Source organism: Flagellimonas okinawensis (assembly GCF_029194005.1).
GTDB lineage: Bacteria > Bacteroidota > Bacteroidia > Flavobacteriales > Flavobacteriaceae > Flagellimonas > Flagellimonas okinawensis.
Window position 1 is genome coordinate 848608 of record NZ_JARFVA010000001.1, and the last position, 18781, is coordinate 867388.

Sequence of the window (18781 nt, forward strand, 5' to 3'; positions counted from 1 at the left end):
CGACAAAGTTATTTTGCCACGTTCACGGACCTTGTTTCACGGATAACCGTTACTTTCACCTGTCCGGGATAGGTCATATCCGTTTGTATCTTTTGTGAGATTTCAAAAGAAAGTTCCGCCGCTTTGTCGTCGTTCACTTTTTCGCTTTCCACAATTACACGAAGCTCCCTACCCGCTTGGATAGCGTATGCCTTTTGCACTCCATGAAAACCAAAAGCAATGTCCTCCAAATCCTTCAAACGCTGGATGTAAGAATCCAACACCTGTCTTCTTGCACCTGGTCTTGCACCACTAATGGCATCACAAACCTGTACAATTGGTGAGATCAAAGTGGTCATTTCTATTTCGTCGTGGTGAGCTCCAATGGCATTGCAGACCTCTTCCTTTTCACCATATTTTTGTGCCCATTGCATTCCCAAAATGGCGTGTGGTGTTTCTACTTCAACCTCTGCCATTGGCACTTTTCCGATATCGTGAAGAAGTCCGGCACGTTTTGCGATTTTTGGGTTAAGCCCAAGTTCAGCAGCCATTACCCCACAGAGTTTGGCAACCTCTCTAGAGTGTTGCAATAAGTTTTGCCCGTATGAGGAACGATACTTCATTCTTCCTACGGCTTTGATCAATTCTGGGTGCAATCCATGGATTCCCAAATCTATGACGGTTCTTTTCCCTATTTCGGCGATTTCTTCATTGATTTGCTTTTCGGTCTTCTTCACGACTTCCTCGATACGGGCTGGGTGAATTCTTCCGTCGGTAACCAATCTATGGAGCGATAAACGGGCCACTTCTCTTCTTACCGAATCAAAACAGGACAAGATAATAGCTTCAGGGGTATCATCTACAATAATCTCTACACCAGTGGCAGATTCCAATGCCCGGATGTTCCTACCTTCCCTACCAATAATACGTCCTTTGACATCGTCAGATTCCAAGTTAAATACGGAAACACAGTTTTCCACGGCTTCTTCTGTCCCGATTCGCTGGATAGTGTTGACAACAATTTTTCGGGCTTCCTGCTGAGCGGTAAGTTTTGCCTCTTCCAAGGTGTTCTGCAAATAAGCCATGGCATCGCTCTTAGCAGTTTCTTTTAACGACTCTAACAATTGTGCTTTTGCATCTTCGGCGGACAGTCCAGAAATAACTTCTAACTGCTGCACCTGGCTTTTATGGAGTTTTTCAACCTCAGCCTGTTTTTTGTCCAGTATCTCACTTTTATACTCGACCTCTTTTATCTTTTGTTGGTATTGGTCGTTCAGTTTTTTATTCTTGGCAAGTTCACTGCTTACTTGGGACTCTTTGTCTCTTGTGCGCTTTTCTGCCTCACCAATTTTTTTATCCTTATTGTTGATGACCTTTTCGTGCTCTGCCTTCAACTCCAAAAACTTTTCTTTGGCCTGAAAGATCTTATCCTTTTTAATGCCCTCTCCCTCTTTCTTGGCTTCTTTTATTATGTCTGCAGCCTCCTTTTTTGCATTGGCAATGGTCTTGGACGCTTTGCCCTTCTCCATCATCTTGGCAATTGCGAATCCTATTGCCAGCCCTACAACAGCTGCGACAACGATAAATATGATATTATCCATGTTTGCTTGTGTTTAGTTAAAAAAAAAGCCCACATCGGAAGAAGTTTTGTACAAACTCCAAAATACAGGTTTAGGGCTAACAGACTGATCAAGGATCCCTATACAAGTAGGGCCTGCTTTTACGGCCTAAACTCACCCTTTCTAATTATATTAGTGTTGAGTTTGTCAAAAATAAATTACCAATGTGGGCAGTAACAATATTTTATTTAAAAGAACTTATTCCCCCAATTTAGAATGGACCAGCTCATCCAAGGCCCTGAGTCGCTGCATGGCGGCCTCTGCGTTTTCTGAACGGTCTATTCCACCTTGCTCAATTTTGGAAGCAAATTGCAAGGCACACATGGCCAATACATCTTGCTTGTCCCGAACGGCATAGTTTTGCTCAAACTTTTTTGCCAGATTTTCTATGTTCTTGGCTGCTTTACGCAACCCCTCCTCTTGCTTTGGGTCTATCGTTAACGGATATACCCTATCGGCAATGGAAAGCTTTATTTTGAGCTTCTCGTCCATAATTTCGGTACCAGTTAATCCGCTAGTTTTGCAATGCAAACATCCAATTCACGGATCAAAGTATTTATTTTGAGCTTAGCTTCTGTTTTACTAGTATTACTACCCAGCATTGTGTTCGCCATTTTCAAGGAGTCATATTTTTCCTCCCATTCCTTGAGCGCTTTTTGTTGAAGGTCGTTTTCCTCCTTTTGAAGCTCCAATTCCTGTTTTAACTTGGCATTGAATTGGTGCAATTGCTCCATTTTGTGAAGCAATTTGCTCACCTTGTTCTCCAAAGAATCAACAATCTCAACAAGTTCGCTCATATATGCAAACAACAATACGTATTACACAAAGTTAACCAACCTCGGACAACCTCGCAATACTTTTAAGATTTATTCTTACAGCTATTATTCAGGTTATAGGCACAACGATCAAAACCTTTTTTCAAATCAAAACATTGGTTATTTTCGTGGGGAACTATTGACGATTTTATGCGCAGCAACTTTTTTTTAGTCCTTTTTTTTATTGCATTACAACTTCCTGCACAAGAAAAATACCCCCAAGACGCGTTTCGTTCCCCATTGGACATCCCCTTGGTTTTGGCCGGCACCTTTGGTGAGCTTCGCTCTAATCATTTTCACTCGGGAATGGATATTAAAACCCAACAAAGGGAGGGACTCCCGGTTTTCGCTATCGGAGATGGTACCATAACCCGTATAAAAGTATCCCATTGGGGCTATGGCAAAGCCCTTTATGTTGCGCACCCAAACGGATACACCTCCGTTTATGCCCACTTGAACAAATTTGGCCCCGAGATAGAGGCATTTGTAAAAAAAGTACAGTATGAAAAACAATCCTACGAAGTTGAAATGTTCCCGGATTATGGCGAACTCAAAGTTTCCAAAGGAGATATTATAGCTTATTCCGGAAATACGGGCGGTTCTGCAGGGCCTCATCTACATTTTGAGATTCGTAACAGTGTAAACGGAAAACCCACCAACCCCCTGCTCTATGGCTATGATGTCAGGGATGCAACAGACCCTACGTTATTGGGACTTTATGGCTATCCGTTATCCGATGAATCGCTGATCAACCAAAGTGCGGAAAAAATACAACTCAACTATACCAGACAATCGGACGGCTCATATTTGGCCGACAAAGTAACTGCCATTGGCACCATTGGGTTGGGCATCAACAGTTTTGATAGGTTGGATATGGCAGCCAATAAAAATGGCGTATATGCCGTAAAGCAAACCGTAAACGGCAGAGTTTATTCAGCATTTGATTTTGAGTCGTTCTCTTTTGGGGAAACCCGATACATCAATACACTGATAGATTATGCCCATTTCTATGACCATAGGCAGCGAATCCAGAAATGCTTTAAAGAACCCTACAATCATCTGAGCATTTATAAAACCCTTTATAACGATGGGAAAATTGATATCGAGGAAGGCATGTCCTATAATGTGGAATTGCTTATTTCCGATCTTGCGGGGAATACCACCAAATTAATTATTCCCATTGAGGGCAAGTCGATGGAGGAAAAAATAAGCAAAGAGGATATGTCCACCGATAATTTTGTAATCGCGGACAAACCAAACAATTTTGACCTTGGAGCTGCAAAGGTATATTTCCCGGCAAGTACGTTTTATGAGGATTTCTACATTAATTTGGAAAAAGGGAACGACACGGTTACCATTCACGATAACAGTGTAGCTGCACACAGAAATTTTACCATAAGCTTTGACCCGTCCAAATATCACTTAGAGGACAGAAAACAATTGTTTATAGCGCATTTGGACAGTAAAATGAGACCTTCCTACTCCAAAACCTACAAAAGAGACGGTTCTTTCACCACCAGAACTCGAACCTTGGGCACATACACATTGGTAAAAGATACCGTTGCACCAGAAATAAAACCCAAAAATTTTAGGGAGAAACAATGGTTGAGCAATTACAACTTTTTAAGCTTAAAAATCACGGACGACCTTAGTGGAATTGACACCTACACCGCCACATTGAACGGCAAATGGATATTGATGGAATATGAGCCAAAAACGAATACCATTACATACAACTTTGAAGATAATGTGACCAATGAGACCGAATGTGAACTAAAAGTTGTTGTTACGGACAATGTAGGCAACTCAACAACCTTTACCAGCACGTTTTTCAGGAAATAGGCTTATTTTTGCAACCGTAAAACCAACAACCACTTTTAATTGGACGTTTGTTCCCTCTTAAATACAATCAATAATCAACCTGACTTGTTACAACCTGAAGCCAAAAAACCAAAGGCGTTAAATTAAAAATAGATCAATGAAAAGATTTGTCTTCTTTATTTTTCTTTTGGCCACATCCATGGCATCCGCACAAAAGAACATTTATGAAAACATTAGGTTTGATGAGTTAACGAGCGACCATGAAATTTTGGCCATTGTACCATTTATAGCCCATTTGGAACTTAAAAAGGCCGTTGATAGGGAAGAATTGAAAGTACTGTCCAAAAACGAAGGGTACGCTGTACAGAATGCATTGGAAATGTATTTTTCGAAAAGAAAAAAGAGGAAAAAATTCAATGTGGATTTCCAAAACACCACCAATACCAATGCCATTTTGGCCCAGAACAATATCGATTACAACAATATAGACACCTACACTACCCAAGATCTATGTAAAATATTGGATGTAGATGGAATTATAAGCGGTAACCTTAATCTTAACATTCTACTATCCGAAGGTGTCCCAACAGATTTTAGCATTTTGGACTATTTCAGCGGAGACGCCAATTATGGACGGATCGGGGTTAAAATCAGTGATGGGGAGACCGGCAAACTTCTTTGGAAATATGAAAATGAAATTTCCAAGAAAACCGGTAAGAACACCAACGAGCTTATCGACAAAATGATGAAAACGGCATCGAGAAAATTTCCGTACGACCGAGAAAAAAGAAGGGATAGAAATTAATTAGCTATTGGCAAATTCCCTTAAAACCTCAACAGCGTAATCCAACTCCTCCTTTGTATTGTACATGGAGAAAGAAAAACGTAAACTAGGTTTCTCCAACTCCTCACCGGACAATATTTCGGATAATACATGAGAACCTTGATCGCTCCCTGATTGACAGGCACTTCCTTTGGAACAGGCAATTCCCTTCATATCCAAATGGAACAAAAGCATCAAGCTTTTCTGTTTATCAAATGGTAATCGAACATTCACTAAAGTATAGGTACTTTTATCCAAATCACCGGAAAGTCCATTACAAACAGCCCCGGGCACCTCTTTTAATACCTTGTCCACAAAGTATTCCTTTAATTCCCGCACTGTTTTGGTCTCTTCTTCCAGATGCTCATAGGCCTTGATAAAGGCTTCCTCCAACCCAACAATGTTGTGAAAAGGCTCCGTGCCAGCTCTAAAGCCTCTTTCTTGGGCTCCCCCGACAATCAATGGTTTTAAACCGGAATTTTTTCTGATAAATGCAAAGCCTATTCCTTTTGGGCCATGAAATTTATGGGCCGCTGCAGTCATAAAATCAATATTGACCGCTTGCACATCCCAAGGGTAATGTCCAATAGACTGTACTGTATCAGAATGAAAAAGTGCGTTGTTTTCTTTGCAAAGTTCACCTACCGCAGCGATATCAGTAATATTACCGATTTCGTTGTTCACGTGCATTAAGCTCACTAATTTTTTAGAATCGTCCTTTTTCAATAGTGTTTCCAAATGATCCAGATCAGGATTGCCCCATTCATCCAAATTCACATACCAAACATTTATGCCATACTCTTTTTCAAGTTCCTCAACAGTGTGCAGAACAGCATGGTGTTCAATTTTTGAAGTAATAATGGTCTCAACCCCCAAATCCCTTACCGAGCATCTTAAGATCATATTGTCGGCTTCGGTGCCTCCAGAAGTAAAAATAATTTCCGAAGCCTGTGCATTCAAGGTTTTCGCAATGGTTTTTCTTGCTTGCTCCACTGCTGTTTTTGCAGATCTTCCAAAACTATGGGTAGAAGAAGGATTGCCATAATACTGCGCCAATGCCTCTTGCATCCGCGAAATAACTTCGTCCCTTACCTGCGTTGTAGCAGCATTGTCCAAATACACTTTTTGCATGGTCGGATTTACTTTTTAACAGGTGCAAAAGTACAAGAAATAAAGTTAATTTCTTTTAAAGTAGCGCTTGGGATTGGGGTATTAAAATGGAATTGCTTTAAATTTGGAGCATGAGAAAATTTATCTTTTCAATTCTTGGATCAATCGTATTGCTATCCTGTAGTGATGGTGATCTTGAAATAGAGACAATTGATTTTGACAGCGTCTCCATACAGTTTTGCAGTGAACCTGACCCCACCACAAGCAATATACTGTTCAAAATAAATGATAGTGAAGCACTCATTTTAGAATTGCAGAGCGGCGTACTTGACAATGGAGTTGTGGGTGAAACAGTAATTACCGAAAGTTCCGTACCAAGCAGGTCACAAGTTACTTATAGGATTTTCTCCGAAAATGTAAACAATGCCTATTTCTGTGACAATATCCCTCCTGCAACACCTACTGTTGTGGATGAAGTGGAAGCCGAGGATGGAGCAGTGATCATAGAGACCATGGTCGACCCGGATGATGCCACTTCTTTTATCCATAACATTAGCTTAAGTGGAATATCCTTTGTCACCGGCGATGGAGAACGCATTACCAATTTAACCATCAGTGAGTTCGGTGATGTTCGCACCGATGTACCTTAGTTCTGATAAATATACACCTCGGTTGCACCCAAACCATACTTTTGGTAGTCGGCGTCATAGAACTTGATGTTATCGTAGCGGTTGAACAGATACCTCAATTCCTCCTTTAATATTCCCTCACCCACTCCGTGGATAAAAACCACTTTTTGGATACGCTTGCCGATGGCAAAGTCCAATTGCCTTTTTGCCGTATCCAATTGAATATTGAGCATATCAAAATTGCTCATTCCCTTACTGGATTTAACCAATTGATGTATATGTAGGTCCACTTCCATTTTTGGAGCACTTCTTTCCTTTGGCTTCACCGTGCTCGCTTTCCTTTTTTTAGGACCTTCCTTTTCTTTTTTAATTTGGGCCACCTCGTAATTGGTCACAGAAATATCATCTGCCACACGAACTAGGTCGCCAGCTTCAAAATGCATGGGAAAACCATCATCGGTGATCATGGTCACTTTATCACCTTCAATATTTTGGACAACGCCAGAAATTGCTTCGTCCAATACCTCAACCTTATCTCCAATAGAAAATTTGCCCATAATGATTTTCTGCAGTAAAAAATGATGTAAAAATTAAACCTGAATACAAAAATAATAGTATTTTTCGCCTACCACAGACTATGATACACTTAACACCGACCATATTGGCCATTGACTTGAAAGACTATATGTTGCCCTGCCTCAACAAACAACTTTTTGGACTGGATTGTCCAGGTTGCGGCATGCAACGTTCCATTGATTTGTTGTTTCATGGTGAATTTATGGCCGCTTTTAAAATGTATCCGGCCATTTATCCCATAATGGTCCTGTTGGTTTTTTTGATCACGAGTACTTTTTTCAAGTTAAAATACTCGTCGCAGATAAAATTGGGGCTCATGCTGATCACAGCTGGGACCATTATGATTAGTTACATCCTAAAAATGAACAACCTTTTTAATTAATACCTTAAAATTATGGAACAACAAAAACTTCCAAACGCAACACTTATAATGGTCTTTGGAATCATTTCAATCGTAACCTGTTGTTGTTATGGTGTAATCGGACTTATATTCGGAATCATTGCCTTAATCTTGGCCAATAAGGCTTTAAAACTCTATGCCGAAAACCCTGAAATATATGAAGGTGTCCAGACTGTAAAAACAGGAAGAATACTGGCAATTATCGGTCTTGTACTCAACGTTTTGGCCATCGCCTATATGATCTGGGCCATTTCATTCTTTGGATGGGAAACCCTACAGGACCCGCAAAAAATGCAAGAGATTTTAGAACAATATCAATAGTAGAATATGAACCAACAACCCTTACCCGGGGCAAGTACTGTGTTGACAATGGGGATACTCTCCATTGTCGGCACTTTGATTTGCTGTGGCCCATTCGGAGCCATTTTTAGTATTATAGGATTGGTAAAGGCCAAAACCGCCAATCAATTATACCAACAAAGTCCTGAAAGCTATACCGATTACAGCAATGTAAAAACGGGTAAGATCCTATCCTATGTTGGATTGGGTCTAGCCTTAGTCTCCTTAGTACTGTTTATACTTTATTTTGGATTAATTATAGCGGCAATTACTACAGGTGAGTTAAGTCGCGAATTTTAATTCGCGACCTCACTTATAAATTTAAGACGGTACAAACGTAGCTCTTCATCTTCGTAATCACCCTCAAACTCATCTATAGCTGCTGAAATGGAGTCCGACTCGGCTTCTAAAAAGTAATCGTGGATTTCTTCCTGCTGGTCCTCATCAAGGATTTCATCGATCCAATAACCAATGTTCAATTTGGTACCACTGAAAACAATTTGCTCCATTTCTTTGATCAACTCAGGTAGTTCCAAGCCTTTTGCGGAAGCAATATCATCCAGTGGCAACTTTCTGTCCACACTTTGTATCACATAAAGTTTTAAGCCAGAATTGGCTCCTGTGCTTTTTACCACGAGGTCATCAGGCCTTACAATATCATTTTCCTCAACGTATTTGGAAATCAAATCCACAAATGCCTTTCCATACTTTTTGGCCTTTCCCTCACCAACTCCTTGGATATTAATGAGTTCCTGCATAGTAATCGGATATTTTAAGGACATATCCTCTAAAGACGGGTCTTGAAAAACCACAAATGGAGGTACCTCGCGTTTTTGCGCTTCCTTTTTTCTGAGGTCACGTAATAATTTCAATAAATTTTCATCCGCAACGGCCCCATTGGATTTTTCAGCCGTAACAATATTTCCGGTATCATCCTTGGAATAGACATGGTCTTTTGTCATCATAAAAGACTCTGGGGCATTTAGATAGCTTTGACCCAATTTGGTCAAGTGTAGTATCCCGTAGCGTTCAATTTCCTTTTTGAGAAGGCCAGCTACCAATACCTGTCTTGTCAGGGCCATCCAAAACTCCTTATCCTTGTCCTTTCCTATTCCAAAAAAGGGTTTTTCATCTGTTTTATGTGAGGAAATCATCGCATTGGTCTTTCCCACCAACACCCTTACAATTTCCTTGGTCTTGAATTTTTCTTTGGTTTCCTTTACCACGTTCAGAAGTTTCACCACTTCATCCATGGCTTCCTCTTTAGGCTTTGGGTTTCTTGAATTATCATCCATATCGGCCCCTTCACCGTTCACTTCGTCAAAATCTTCTCCAAAGTAATGGAGTATGAATTTTCTTCGCGATATGGATGTCTCGGCATAGGCCACAATTTCCTGTAGCAGCGCATTTCCTATTTCTTGCTCCGCTACCGGCTTGCCCGACATGAACTTTTCCAGCTTTTCCACATCTTTGTATGCGTAGTAGGCCAAACAATGACCTTCTCCCCCGTCTCTTCCTGCGCGTCCGGTTTCTTGATAGTAGCTTTCTATACTTTTTGGAATATCGTGGTGGATCACAAAACGCACATCGGGTTTATCGATTCCCATTCCAAAAGCAATGGTGGCCACGACCACATCCACTTCTTCCATCAGAAACATATCCTGATACTTGGAACGTGTCTTGGCATCGAAACCCGCGTGGTAGGGAACAGCACTTACCCCGTTCACCTGAAGCACCTGGGCCAGTTCTTCCACCCTTTTCCGACTCAAACAATAAATAATACCGGATTTCCCTTGATTCTGTTTTACAAAGCGAATGATATCCGCATCAACATCTTTGGTTTTTGGACGAACTTCGTAAAATAGATTGGGGCGGTTAAAGGATGCTTTGAAAACTTTCGCATCCGTCATCCCCAAGTTTTTAATAATATCTTCCTGGACTTTGGGCGTTGCCGTTGCCGTTAACCCAATTATTGGAATATTGTCTCCAAGCCTGTTGATTATACCTCGAAGATTTCGGTACTCGGGCCTAAAATCGTGCCCCCATTCCGAAATACAGTGGGCTTCATCCACCGCTACAAACGATAGCTTTACTTTTTTCAGGAAATCTACATTCTCCTCTTTGGTCAACGATTCCGGTGCTACATAGAGTAGTTTGGTAACACCGTTGGTAATATCCTCTTTGACCTGCCTTACTTCCGTTTTGGTCAGGGAAGAGTTAAGTACATGGGCTATTCCGTTTTGTTCGGATATCCCCCGTATGGCATCTACTTGGTTTTTCATCAAAGCGATCAAGGGAGAGACCACAATGGCGGTCCCCTCTTTCATGATTGCGGGCAACTGATAGCATAGCGATTTACCCCCTCCTGTGGGCATGATCACAAATGTATCGTTATCACCAAGTACGTTCTGTATTACATCTTCTTGTAATCCTTTGAACTTTGAGAAACCAAAATATTTTTTGAGCGAGGAATGCAAATCAGTGTTCGTTAGGCTCATTTCCGCATTTTTCAATTTTATACAAGCAACCTAAAAGGCAGTTGAAGCTAATATTTTAACCATTCGATTACAGAAGAATCTATTCTCACTTCCATAATAGTCTGTAAAAGATAGTTTGATTAGTTTTGTAATCTTAAATATAAGACATTCTTTTAGGAATACAATCAGATAATCGGTTAATTACTTTGAACGACATTAAGTCCATTTTATCCATAGCAAAACGGACCCTTGAAATCGAGAGCAAGGCCGTGGCAAATTTAATAGGTCTGTTGGATGACCAATTCGCTCATGCCGTCCAATGCATTTTGGAGTCGGAAGGTAGGGTCGTGGTATCCGGGGTTGGTAAAAGCGCCATAATCGCATCCAAGATCGTAGCTACTTTAAACTCCACAGGAACACCTGCCATATTTATGCATGCAGCAGATGCCATCCACGGAGATTTGGGAACCATACAACAAAACGATGTAGTAATTTGTTTGTCCAAAAGTGGCAATACACCGGAGATCAAAGCACTGCTTCCACTTATTAAAATTGGAAAGCACAAACTGATCGGCATAACCGGAAACATGGATTCCGTGTTGGCAAAACAGGCAGATTTTGTATTGAATACCTATGTAGAGAAAGAGGCTTGCCCAAATAACTTGGCCCCCACAACAAGTACTTCGGCCCAAATGGCCATGGGAGATGCTCTAGCTATTTCTCTTCTGGAACTCAAGGGGTTCAGCAGTTCTGATTTCGCTAAATACCATCCAGGCGGAGCTTTGGGCAAAAAATTGTATTTGCGCGTTGCCGATATTGTAGTGAACAACCAAAAACCGCAGGTGGACATCAACACCAAGGTAAAAGACGTAATTGTTGAGATTTCCGAAAAAATGTTAGGTGTAACCGCAGTATTGGACAACAACAAAGTCGTAGGAATCGTTACAGATGGCGACGTAAGGAGAATGTTGAGCAAGTATGATAATATAAGTGGACTTACCGCAAAGGATATTATGACTTCCAACCCAAAAACAATAGACGTGGACACCCTGGCCATCAAAGCTTTAAAAATGTTGCAGGAAAAAAGCATATCCCAATTATTGGCCTTTGATGGGGACAATTATGCGGGCGTTGTCCACATCCATAACCTTATAAACGAGGGAATCCTATAATGGCAAAAAAAGAGAGAAAAAATCCGGATGAAATGTCCTTTTTGGACCATTTGGAAGAGTTACGTTGGCATTTGGTGCGCTCCACTTTGGCAGTAGTGATCATTGCCTGTTTAGCCTTTGTATTCAGGAGCTTTATTTTTGATACGATATTGTTCGGTCCCAAAAACATGGACTTCCCAACCTATCAGTTCTTCTGTAATATTGGAAAGTTCTTTGGAGTAAACTCCGAATTCTGTGGTGATACAATTCCGTTCACCATTCAGAGTAGATTGATGGCGGGTCAATTCTCCGCCCACATCTGGACTTCAATTTGGGCAGGGGTTATCCTTGGGTTCCCTTACATTTTATGGGAATTGTGGAAATTCATCAGCCCTGGGCTATACGAAAACGAAAGAAAACACTCCAGAGGCTTTATCATAACAGCTTCAGGATTGTTTTTTCTTGGGGTTCTTTTCGGTTATTACATAGTTGCTCCACTATCCATCAACTTTTTGGGGTCGTACCAAGTGAGCAAGGAAGTACTGAACGAAATAGACCTAGCATCATACATTGGAACAGTAAGGGCCTCGGTAATAGCTTGCGGTATTATGTTCGAATTGCCCATTGTAATCTTCTTTTTGACCAAAGTGGGATTGGTAACCCCGGAAATCCTCAAAAAATACAGAAAGATTGCATTGGTGATCATATTGATACTGTCCGCGATCATTACACCTCCGGATGTCACCAGTCAGATTATTGTATGTATTCCCGTTCTTGTTTTGTATCAAGTAAGTATTTTCATTTCAAGAATGGTGGTTAGAAAAGAAGAAAGAAAAGAGAAAGCAAGAAAAAATGCCAAATAAAGTAGAAGAGTTCAATGCCTATCGTGCCAAAATGAACGATAAGCTCCTTGCCGAAAACAATAAACTCATCAAACGCATCTTTAACCTGGACACCAACGCCTACATGGAAGGAGCCTTGGATGTAAAGACCAAAGAGCTATTGGGCTTGGTAGCCTCAGCGGTGTTACGCTGCGATGATTGTGTTAAATATCACTTGGAAAGCTCCAAGGAGGCCGGCGCCAACAAGGAAGAGGTGATGGAAACATTGGGCATTGCCACTTTGGTGGGAGGCACCATTGTAATCCCACACTTGCGTCGCGCTTTTGAATATTGGGAAGACCTGGAAGAAGCCGAAGCTTAAAAAAATCCAAAAGACCATACAGCAGAAAAAGAATATGTTTAGTTTTGGCAAATTCCTATGAAGCTACGCGCAGATAATATAATGAAGGCCTATCGAGGCCGAAAAGTTGTAAAAGGTATTTCCTTGGAAGTAAACCAGGGTGAAATCGTAGGACTATTGGGACCCAATGGTGCCGGTAAAACAACTTCGTTTTATATGATCGTTGGACTGATAAAGCCAAACGGTGGAAATATTTATCTGGACAACACCGATATTACAAGTTTCCCTATGTACAAAAGGGCACAGCATGGTATCGGTTATTTGGCGCAAGAAGCTTCAGTTTTCCGAAAATTGAGTATCGAAAAAAATATTCTCAGTGTGTTGCAACTTACCAAGTTGAGCAAAAAAGAGCAACATATGAAAATGGAATCCCTGATCGATGAATTTGGTCTGGGACATATCCGTAAAAACCGCGGAGACCTTCTTTCAGGTGGTGAACGTCGCCGTACAGAGATTGCCCGTGCTTTGGCCACTGACCCTAAATTTATTCTTTTGGATGAACCTTTTGCAGGTGTGGATCCCGTGGCAGTGGAAGATATTCAACGAATTGTAGCACAGCTCAAGAACAAGAACATTGGTATTTTGATCACAGACCACAACGTACAGGAAACCTTGGCCATTACCGAACGCTCTTATTTGATGTTCGAAGGGGGAATCCTAAAAGCAGGTGTTCCCGAAGAGCTGGCTGTAGATGAAATGGTAAGGAAAGTATATTTGGGTCAAAACTTTGAGCTGCGTAAAAAGAAACTGGATTTTTAACATCCACTATTTCTTATTTTTCTTCTTAAGATCAACCTGAATGGATGGTGACAATCGCTTGAGATGCTCAATGAACTTCATTTTATCCCTGGGAGAGATTATAGTGCCACTGTATTTTCCATAATAAACTTCCAAACGATCCAAGGAAGCTGCCGGGGAACTAAGCGGATTGTTTGACTCCACTATCCTTGTAATATCTTTTATAAGAATACTTTTCTTGATAAAGAAAAAGGTGGTAACAGTTAAAACTTCATCAGTAACCTCATAAGAAATCGAGAAAAATAGAGCTATGAAAGCGAACATCAGCCCAAACTGGACAATGACATCAATCAAGCTGCTTTTTTCAAAAGAGAGGACAATTGCTATCCCGAAAATCAAAATAAAGGGAACAAGCAACTCCAATCCCACCTTGGAAGGATAAACCACACCTTTGGTCGAAGCTTCTTGTTTTGCACTATGCTGCTTTTCCTCTTCCATTAATCAATGACATCAAAATGTAAGCAAAAACAATAACAGGTATCGCCAAAAAGCGCAAGGTCAACAACAGCACCAAACTACCAATAATAAACAAATACCTAATCCCATTATCCTTAAAGCTCCAATTTTTAAACTTTAGCGCAAACAATTCAATCGGTGAATTCAATAAGTACGAACTCAAAACGGTTAGCGCTACCAAAAACCATGGGTTCAAGATAATGTTACCCAACACCTCGTTGTTGTGGTATAACAGAATCATGGGCAACGAAAGAATTAAAAGTGCATTTGCAGGTGTTGGAAGACCAACAAAAGAGGATACCTGGTTTTCGTCCACATTAAACTTGGCCAAGCGATAAGCTGAAGCCAAAGTAATGGCAAATCCCACAAACGGCAGAAGGGTAATTTCTGCATCATGGCCAATAAACCCAAGGTTCCATCCTCCCCTTTCAGCCATACTCAACAATTGGAACATTACAACTCCGGGCACCAAACCACTCGTAATAACATCGGCCAAAGAGTCCAATTGTACTCCAATTTCACTTTGAACATTTAGTGCTCTTGCAGCAAGGCCATCGAAAAAATCAAAGAAAATCCCGATAAACACAAAAAGTGCAGCCCATTCCAAATGATTGAGCACCGCGAAAACAGTTGCCACACAACCACTAAAAACATTGAGAAGGGTTAAAAAATTAGGAATATAGGACTTCATAAAATTAGGTTTCCGTAAAAATAAAGGAAAAATTAAACTGTAGGCAACGCAAGGTACACCGAGCCATTTTTATTCTGATATTTGTTCTGATAAAATTCGGAATGAGACGAAAGCTCCATCTATTATTTATATGCTTCATTATAGGGAAATTCCTTTTTTCCCAAGTCCCACAGCTCACGGAAAACTCAAAAGTAAGCTTGCTTACGTGCGCAGCAGGCGATCAGCTTTACTCCGCATTTGGCCATACGGCATTTAGAGTACAAGACCCTGCCCTGGGAATCGATGTAGTGTACAATTACGGTACTTTTGATTTTAACCAGCCGAACTTTTATCTAAACTTTACCAAGGGAAAAATGATCTATTCCCTTTCCAGAAGAAGGTTTGAGAGCTTTCTGTACGAGTACGAATTGGAAAAAAGATGGGTAAAGGAGCAGATTTTGAATTTGGACCTTGGCCAAAGAAATCAGCTACTTTCATTTTTTGAAGAAAATTATCTGCCCGAGAACAGGGATTATCTTTACGACCCCCTGCTGAACAACTGCTCCAGTATTACAGGGGATATTTTAAAGGAACAATTTGGTGATGCCGTTGTTTTTGATGGATCATATCTTGAAAAACAATACACATTCCGACAATTGGTACGTCAATTCATGGATGTGAACACTTGGTCCATGTTCGGCATAGACTTGGCCTTTGGCTCTCCGGTAGACCGGACTGCCACAGTACAAGAGCATATGTTTTTGCCCTACTACACCATGGAGCAACTTAGAAACACTACATTGAACGGAAAAGCCCTGGTCTTAAGAGAACGTTCCATCTTGGATTACAATGAGCATACCCAGAACAGTTTTTTCCCGCTCTCCCCTTTATTTTGGTTTTTGATGCTCTTTGCTTTTACTGCCATTATCACTTATTTTGATTACAGACATAAAGCCCGTAGCCGCTGGTTGGACTTTTCTTTGTTGTTCATAACCGGATTTGCAGGCACCTTCCTATTTCTGCTGTGGGTAGCGGCCGACCATACCTCCACACCTTACAATTTTAATATCCTATGGGCATTTCCATTAAATATGGTTGTTGCATTTATCCTTGCTTTTCAGGATAAAATACCCGAGTGGGCACCTAAATATCTTTGGGCCACATTAGGCCTTATCGCACTTGTTCTGATACTATGGATATTTAAGGTCCAAATTTTTTCTCCTGTGCTTATTCCACTACTTTTGACCCTTGCCATCCGCTACGCGTACATGATTCGGTACTCCAAATTGTAGGAAGGCACACAAATAACAGACATGAACTTATTAACGGTCGAAAACATATCAAAATCGTATGGAGAGCTAGTGCTCTTCTCCGCTATTTCCTTTGGAATAAATAAAGACCAAAAGATTGCGCTCATCGCTAAAAATGGAAGTGGTAAAACTTCCATTCTAAACATAATGTCGGGAAAGGACACTTCCGAGACAGGCCAAGTGACCACCCGCAAGGGCATCAAGATTTCATTTTTGGAACAAGAACCCGATTTGAATCCAAATTTGACCGTCGAGGAAACCATTTTTACTACCGACAATGAAATCTTAAAGGTAATTGCCAATTACGAAAAGGCCGTCGAGAACCCAGAGAACACCGAGCAATACCAAAAAGCCTTCGAGGCCATGGAACGGCTCAATGCTTGGGATTTTGAGACACAATACAAACAAATACTATTTCAATTACAGCTTTCCAAACTGGATGCGAAGGTGAGCACACTATCCGGTGGACAAAAAAAACGATTGGCCTTGGCCAATGCCCTGCTTAACAAACCTGACCTTTTAATATTGGACGAGCCTACCAACCATTTAGATCTAGAAATGATCGAGTGGCTAGAGGCCTATTTTGCCAAGGAAAGCATAACGCTGTTTATGGTGACGCACGACCGCTATTTTTTGGATAGGGTCTGTAACGAAATTTTGGAGCTGGACAACAACCAACTATACACCTACAAAGGCAACTACTCCTATTACCTGAACGAAAAAGAGGCCCGAATGGAGCGAGAGGCCGTGGAACAGCAAAAAACAAAAATGCTGTACAAAAAGGAGTTGGATTGGATGCGCAGACAACCCAAGGCACGTACTACAAAATCCAAATCCCGCATCGATGATTTTGCTGAAATTAAAAAACGGGCACATCAAAGGAGACAAGAGCATGAGGTTCAATTGGAACTGAACATGGAGCGCTTGGGCAGTAAGATTTTGGAACTTCACAATATTTCCAAATCTTACGGCGACAAAACGATTTTGGATAAGTTCGATTATAACTTCACCAAAGGTGAACGTGTGGGCATTATCGGGAAAAACGGAACCGGAAAATCCACTTTTTTGAACATCATCACACAACAAGAAAATGTGGAAGGCGGGAAGGTTGTGGTCGGTGATACCGTAAAATTCGGTTATTATACCCAAAAGGGAATTCCCGATAAAGAGGGCCAAAAGGTAATCGATGTAATTCGGGAATTCGGCGACTACATCCCTTTAAAAAAGGGGAGGCAAATCTCTGCCCAGCAGTTGTTGGAGCGTTTTCTTTTTGACCGTAAAAAGCAATATGATTTTGTTGAGAAATTGAGCGGAGGGGAACGTAAGCGACTGTATTTATGTACCGTACTCATTCAAAACCCTAACTTCCTTATTTTGGATGAGCCGACAAACGATTTGGATATCGTTACCCTTAATGTACTGGAAAGCTTTTTGTTGGATTTTCCCGGCTGTTTGATAGTGGTCTCCCACGATCGTTATTTCATGGATAAAATTGTAGACCACTTGTTTGTCTTCCGCGGAGAAGGAGTAATAGAGGATTTCCCAGGCAACTACTCCGATTACCGAAGCTACGAGACCAGTAAAGTAATCGAGGAACGCGAAAATAAAACCACTTCTTCCGACAAAACAGAGAATAATTGGCGTGACACCAGTGGCGGCAAACTGTCCTATTCAGAGCAGAAAGAATACAAACAACTGGAAAAGGACATTCAAAAACTGGAAGAGAAAAAAGTCACACTGCAGAACAAATTCACTGACCCTGATCTGGATGGGGACGAAATTGCCAATCTTTCCATCGAACTTAAAGAAGTCACCGATGCTATCGAGGAAAAAACGGAACGCTGGTTCGAGCTTTCTTCCATTCTAGAAGGATAATACATGTGGTTCCGATTCATTTCATATCTAAAATTTTTAGGTAAATCTACCAACGAACACGGCGTGCATTCGCCATTTGTGTTCCAATATGTAACGCAATGCCTATATTCCAAAAAAAAGCTGCACCAGAACAAAAGCATCAATGTACTGCTAAAGACCATGAGCTATTTCGGTTTTGAAAGAGTGGGCATTAAAAACAATGATGAGGTCATGGAGCTCGTTGAACAAACCTTTCCCCATATTCAATTTGATGAAAACCGTTTAGACCTTTTTTTTGTTGATGAAATGGATATTCCCTTATTTCAAGAAATACATTCCGAAGGAAAATTGCACAACGACAGTCTTGTGTTGGTCAATTCCATTTATGATAACAAAGAAAAATTGGAAAAATGGAACCGTTTGATTGTCCTACCAGAGATAACGGTAAGCATTGATATGTACCATTGCGGTCTCATTTCCATCCGGAGGGAACAAGTAAAGGAACATTTCACGATTCGAATTTAAAACGGTAATTTTAGGCTATGGAAAATGTTGCAACAGATAACACCATTTGGTACGTACTCGCCGTTTTGGGGCTGGTCTATTTGATTATACTGTTCCGAAACAAGAAAGCGACAAGGCGTAGAAAATCCAGAAAGTTTATGGAAGGAAAGCGTCAACATGATAAAAACAATGAGCAATAAACAATGTG

General features: G+C 40.9%; 22 protein-coding genes and 1 other RNA gene. 14 read left to right on the plus strand and 9 right to left on the minus strand.

What is annotated here, in order from left to right:
* Positions 1 to 8: 8 nt before the first annotated feature.
* The 4 genes from rny to PY091_RS04010 form a co-directional block, all read right to left on the minus strand.
* Complete coding sequence (gene rny / locus PY091_RS03995) at positions 9 to 1580, minus strand: ribonuclease Y (RefSeq protein WP_275648412.1); 1572 nt, start codon at positions 1578 to 1580, stop codon at positions 9 to 11.
* A 52-nt stretch (positions 1581 to 1632) separates the two neighbouring features.
* Positions 1633 to 1742, minus strand: a non-coding RNA gene (gene ssrS, locus PY091_RS04000) — 6S RNA.
* Between the two features lie 54 nt (positions 1743 to 1796).
* Positions 1797 to 2090 carry a cell division protein ZapA gene (locus PY091_RS04005; protein WP_014031631.1) on the minus strand — a complete coding sequence of 98 codons (294 nt, stop codon included), beginning with the start codon at positions 2088 to 2090 and terminating at the stop codon, positions 1797 to 1799.
* Positions 2091 to 2104: 14 nt separating this feature from the next.
* Positions 2105 to 2395 (minus strand): hypothetical protein, encoded by a 291-nt coding sequence (locus PY091_RS04010; RefSeq protein WP_275648413.1) that lies wholly within the window; start codon positions 2393 to 2395, stop codon positions 2105 to 2107.
* 168 nt (positions 2396 to 2563) lie between these two features.
* Here PY091_RS04010 and PY091_RS04015 point away from each other — a divergent pair, with 168 nt between their 5' ends.
* Positions 2564 to 4255 (plus strand): M23 family metallopeptidase, encoded by a 1692-nt coding sequence (locus PY091_RS04015; protein WP_275648414.1) that lies wholly within the window; start codon positions 2564 to 2566, stop codon positions 4253 to 4255.
* Positions 4256 to 4391: 136 nt separating this feature from the next.
* Positions 4392 to 5039 carry a hypothetical protein gene (locus PY091_RS04020; RefSeq protein ID WP_275648415.1) on the plus strand — a complete coding sequence of 216 codons (648 nt, stop codon included), beginning with the start codon at positions 4392 to 4394 and terminating at the stop codon, positions 5037 to 5039.
* Here PY091_RS04020 and PY091_RS04025 read toward each other — a convergent pair whose 3' ends face one another.
* A complete protein-coding gene (locus tag PY091_RS04025) occupies positions 5040 to 6188 on the minus strand; it encodes a cysteine desulfurase family protein (RefSeq protein ID WP_275648416.1) in 1149 nt (382 codons plus the stop codon).
* Positions 6189 to 6298: 110 nt separating this feature from the next.
* On the opposite strand from PY091_RS04025, the gene PY091_RS04030 reads away from it, so the two are divergent.
* Positions 6299 to 6817 carry a hypothetical protein gene (locus PY091_RS04030; protein WP_275648417.1) on the plus strand — a complete coding sequence of 173 codons (519 nt, stop codon included), beginning with the start codon at positions 6299 to 6301 and terminating at the stop codon, positions 6815 to 6817.
* On the opposite strand, the gene PY091_RS04035 is transcribed toward PY091_RS04030, so the two are convergent.
* On the minus strand, positions 6814 to 7353 hold the full coding sequence (locus PY091_RS04035) for a Smr/MutS family protein (RefSeq protein ID WP_275648418.1): 540 nt from the start codon (positions 7351 to 7353) through the stop codon (positions 6814 to 6816). The genes PY091_RS04030 and PY091_RS04035 overlap by 4 nt on opposite strands.
* An 80-nt stretch (positions 7354 to 7433) precedes the next feature.
* Between PY091_RS04035 and PY091_RS04040 the strand changes: the two genes are divergently transcribed.
* Genes PY091_RS04040 through PY091_RS04050 form a run of 3 tightly spaced genes read left to right on the plus strand, consistent with a single transcriptional unit; the run spans position 7434 to position 8411 of the window.
* Positions 7434 to 7754 carry a DUF2752 domain-containing protein gene (locus PY091_RS04040; RefSeq protein WP_275648419.1) on the plus strand — a complete coding sequence of 107 codons (321 nt, stop codon included), beginning with the start codon at positions 7434 to 7436 and terminating at the stop codon, positions 7752 to 7754.
* A gap of 12 nt (positions 7755 to 7766) precedes the next feature.
* Positions 7767 to 8093: a CCC motif membrane protein gene (locus tag PY091_RS04045; RefSeq protein ID WP_275648420.1), complete on the plus strand. Its 327-nt coding sequence runs from the start codon at positions 7767 to 7769 to the stop codon at positions 8091 to 8093.
* A gap of 6 nt (positions 8094 to 8099) precedes the next feature.
* Complete coding sequence (locus PY091_RS04050) at positions 8100 to 8411, plus strand: CCC motif membrane protein (RefSeq protein ID WP_275648421.1); 312 nt, start codon at positions 8100 to 8102, stop codon at positions 8409 to 8411.
* On the opposite strand, the gene recQ is transcribed toward PY091_RS04050, so the two are convergent.
* On the minus strand, positions 8408 to 10609 hold the full coding sequence (gene recQ, locus PY091_RS04055) for a DNA helicase RecQ (protein ID WP_275648422.1): 2202 nt from the start codon (positions 10607 to 10609) through the stop codon (positions 8408 to 8410). The two genes, PY091_RS04050 and recQ, sit on opposite strands and share 4 nt — an antisense overlap.
* A 185-nt stretch (positions 10610 to 10794) precedes the next feature.
* Here recQ and PY091_RS04060 point away from each other — a divergent pair, with 185 nt between their 5' ends.
* The 4 genes from PY091_RS04060 to lptB are packed head-to-tail and all read left to right on the plus strand — an operon-like array spanning position 10795 to position 13740.
* Positions 10795 to 11760, plus strand: coding sequence for a KpsF/GutQ family sugar-phosphate isomerase (locus PY091_RS04060; RefSeq protein WP_275648423.1), 966 nt, complete (start codon positions 10795 to 10797; stop codon positions 11758 to 11760).
* Positions 11760 to 12602, plus strand: a complete 843-nt coding sequence (gene tatC / locus PY091_RS04065) for a twin-arginine translocase subunit TatC (protein ID WP_275648424.1) — start codon at positions 11760 to 11762, stop codon at positions 12600 to 12602. Before PY091_RS04060 ends, tatC begins: the two co-directional genes overlap by 1 nt.
* Positions 12592 to 12942, plus strand: coding sequence for a carboxymuconolactone decarboxylase family protein (locus tag PY091_RS04070; RefSeq protein WP_275648425.1), 351 nt, complete (start codon positions 12592 to 12594; stop codon positions 12940 to 12942). The genes tatC and PY091_RS04070 overlap by 11 nt, the downstream gene beginning before the upstream one ends.
* 57 nt (positions 12943 to 12999) lie before the next feature.
* Positions 13000 to 13740, plus strand: coding sequence for an LPS export ABC transporter ATP-binding protein (gene lptB / locus PY091_RS04075; RefSeq protein ID WP_275648426.1), 741 nt, complete (start codon positions 13000 to 13002; stop codon positions 13738 to 13740).
* A 6-nt stretch (positions 13741 to 13746) separates the two neighbouring features.
* On the opposite strand, the gene PY091_RS04080 is transcribed toward lptB, so the two are convergent.
* Both PY091_RS04080 and PY091_RS04085 read right to left on the minus strand, forming a co-directional pair.
* Complete coding sequence (locus PY091_RS04080; RefSeq protein ID WP_275648427.1) at positions 13747 to 14217, minus strand: PH domain-containing protein; 471 nt, start codon at positions 14215 to 14217, stop codon at positions 13747 to 13749.
* Entirely contained in the window at positions 14195 to 14926 is a 732-nt protein-coding gene (locus PY091_RS04085) for a CDP-alcohol phosphatidyltransferase family protein (RefSeq protein WP_275648428.1), read from the minus strand. The genes PY091_RS04080 and PY091_RS04085 overlap by 23 nt, the downstream gene beginning before the upstream one ends.
* A 101-nt stretch (positions 14927 to 15027) precedes the next feature.
* On the opposite strand from PY091_RS04085, the gene PY091_RS04090 reads away from it, so the two are divergent.
* The 4 genes from PY091_RS04090 to PY091_RS04105 are packed head-to-tail and all read left to right on the plus strand — an operon-like array spanning position 15028 to position 18773.
* A complete protein-coding gene (locus PY091_RS04090) occupies positions 15028 to 16197 on the plus strand; it encodes a lipoprotein N-acyltransferase Lnb domain-containing protein (protein ID WP_275648429.1) in 1170 nt (389 codons plus the stop codon).
* Between the two features lie 21 nt (positions 16198 to 16218).
* Positions 16219 to 18090 (plus strand): ABC-F family ATP-binding cassette domain-containing protein, encoded by a 1872-nt coding sequence (locus tag PY091_RS04095; protein WP_275648430.1) that lies wholly within the window; start codon positions 16219 to 16221, stop codon positions 18088 to 18090.
* A 3-nt stretch (positions 18091 to 18093) separates the two neighbouring features.
* Positions 18094 to 18594, plus strand: a complete 501-nt coding sequence (locus tag PY091_RS04100; RefSeq protein ID WP_417956599.1) for a hypothetical protein — start codon at positions 18094 to 18096, stop codon at positions 18592 to 18594.
* A 17-nt stretch (positions 18595 to 18611) separates the two neighbouring features.
* The gene (locus PY091_RS04105) at positions 18612 to 18773 is read left to right on the plus strand and encodes a hypothetical protein (protein WP_275648432.1); all 162 of its coding nucleotides are present in this window, start codon (positions 18612 to 18614) and stop codon (positions 18771 to 18773) included.
* Positions 18774 to 18781: the final 8 nt, after the last annotated feature.

Bases quoted from the DNA above. Each gene is read 5' to 3' on its own strand.
- PY091_RS04015 (WP_275648414.1), top strand. From the start codon at position 2,564: ATGCGCAGCAACTTTTTTTTAGTCCTTTTTTTTATTGCATTACAACTT.
- lptB (WP_275648426.1), top strand. From the start codon at position 13,000: ATGAAGCTACGCGCAGATAATATAATGAAGGCCTATCGAGGCCGAAAA.
- PY091_RS04035 (WP_275648418.1), bottom strand. From the start codon at position 7,353: ATGGGCAAATTTTCTATTGGAGATAAGGTTGAGGTATTGGACGAAGCA.
- PY091_RS04020 (WP_275648415.1), top strand. From the start codon at position 4,392: ATGAAAAGATTTGTCTTCTTTATTTTTCTTTTGGCCACATCCATGGCA.
- PY091_RS04030 (WP_275648417.1), top strand. From the start codon at position 6,299: ATGAGAAAATTTATCTTTTCAATTCTTGGATCAATCGTATTGCTATCC.
- PY091_RS04105 (WP_275648432.1), top strand. From the start codon at position 18,612: ATGGAAAATGTTGCAACAGATAACACCATTTGGTACGTACTCGCCGTT.
- recQ (WP_275648422.1), bottom strand. From the start codon at position 10,609: ATGAGCCTAACGAACACTGATTTGCATTCCTCGCTCAAAAAATATTTT.
- tatC (WP_275648424.1), top strand. From the start codon at position 11,760: ATGGCAAAAAAAGAGAGAAAAAATCCGGATGAAATGTCCTTTTTGGAC.
- PY091_RS04010 (WP_275648413.1), bottom strand. From the start codon at position 2,395: ATGAGCGAACTTGTTGAGATTGTTGATTCTTTGGAGAACAAGGTGAGC.
- PY091_RS04040 (WP_275648419.1), top strand. From the start codon at position 7,434: ATGATACACTTAACACCGACCATATTGGCCATTGACTTGAAAGACTAT.
- PY091_RS04005 (WP_014031631.1), bottom strand. From the start codon at position 2,090: ATGGACGAGAAGCTCAAAATAAAGCTTTCCATTGCCGATAGGGTATAT.
- PY091_RS04070 (WP_275648425.1), top strand. From the start codon at position 12,592: ATGCCAAATAAAGTAGAAGAGTTCAATGCCTATCGTGCCAAAATGAAC.
- PY091_RS04085 (WP_275648428.1), bottom strand. From the start codon at position 14,926: ATGAAGTCCTATATTCCTAATTTTTTAACCCTTCTCAATGTTTTTAGT.
- PY091_RS04095 (WP_275648430.1), top strand. From the start codon at position 16,219: ATGAACTTATTAACGGTCGAAAACATATCAAAATCGTATGGAGAGCTA.
- PY091_RS04045 (WP_275648420.1), top strand. From the start codon at position 7,767: ATGGAACAACAAAAACTTCCAAACGCAACACTTATAATGGTCTTTGGA.
- rny (WP_275648412.1), bottom strand. From the start codon at position 1,580: ATGGATAATATCATATTTATCGTTGTCGCAGCTGTTGTAGGGCTGGCA.
- PY091_RS04100 (WP_417956599.1), top strand. From the start codon at position 18,094: ATGTGGTTCCGATTCATTTCATATCTAAAATTTTTAGGTAAATCTACC.
- PY091_RS04080 (WP_275648427.1), bottom strand. From the start codon at position 14,217: ATGGAAGAGGAAAAGCAGCATAGTGCAAAACAAGAAGCTTCGACCAAA.
- PY091_RS04025 (WP_275648416.1), bottom strand. From the start codon at position 6,188: ATGCAAAAAGTGTATTTGGACAATGCTGCTACAACGCAGGTAAGGGAC.
- PY091_RS04050 (WP_275648421.1), top strand. From the start codon at position 8,100: ATGAACCAACAACCCTTACCCGGGGCAAGTACTGTGTTGACAATGGGG.
- PY091_RS04090 (WP_275648429.1), top strand. From the start codon at position 15,028: ATGAGACGAAAGCTCCATCTATTATTTATATGCTTCATTATAGGGAAA.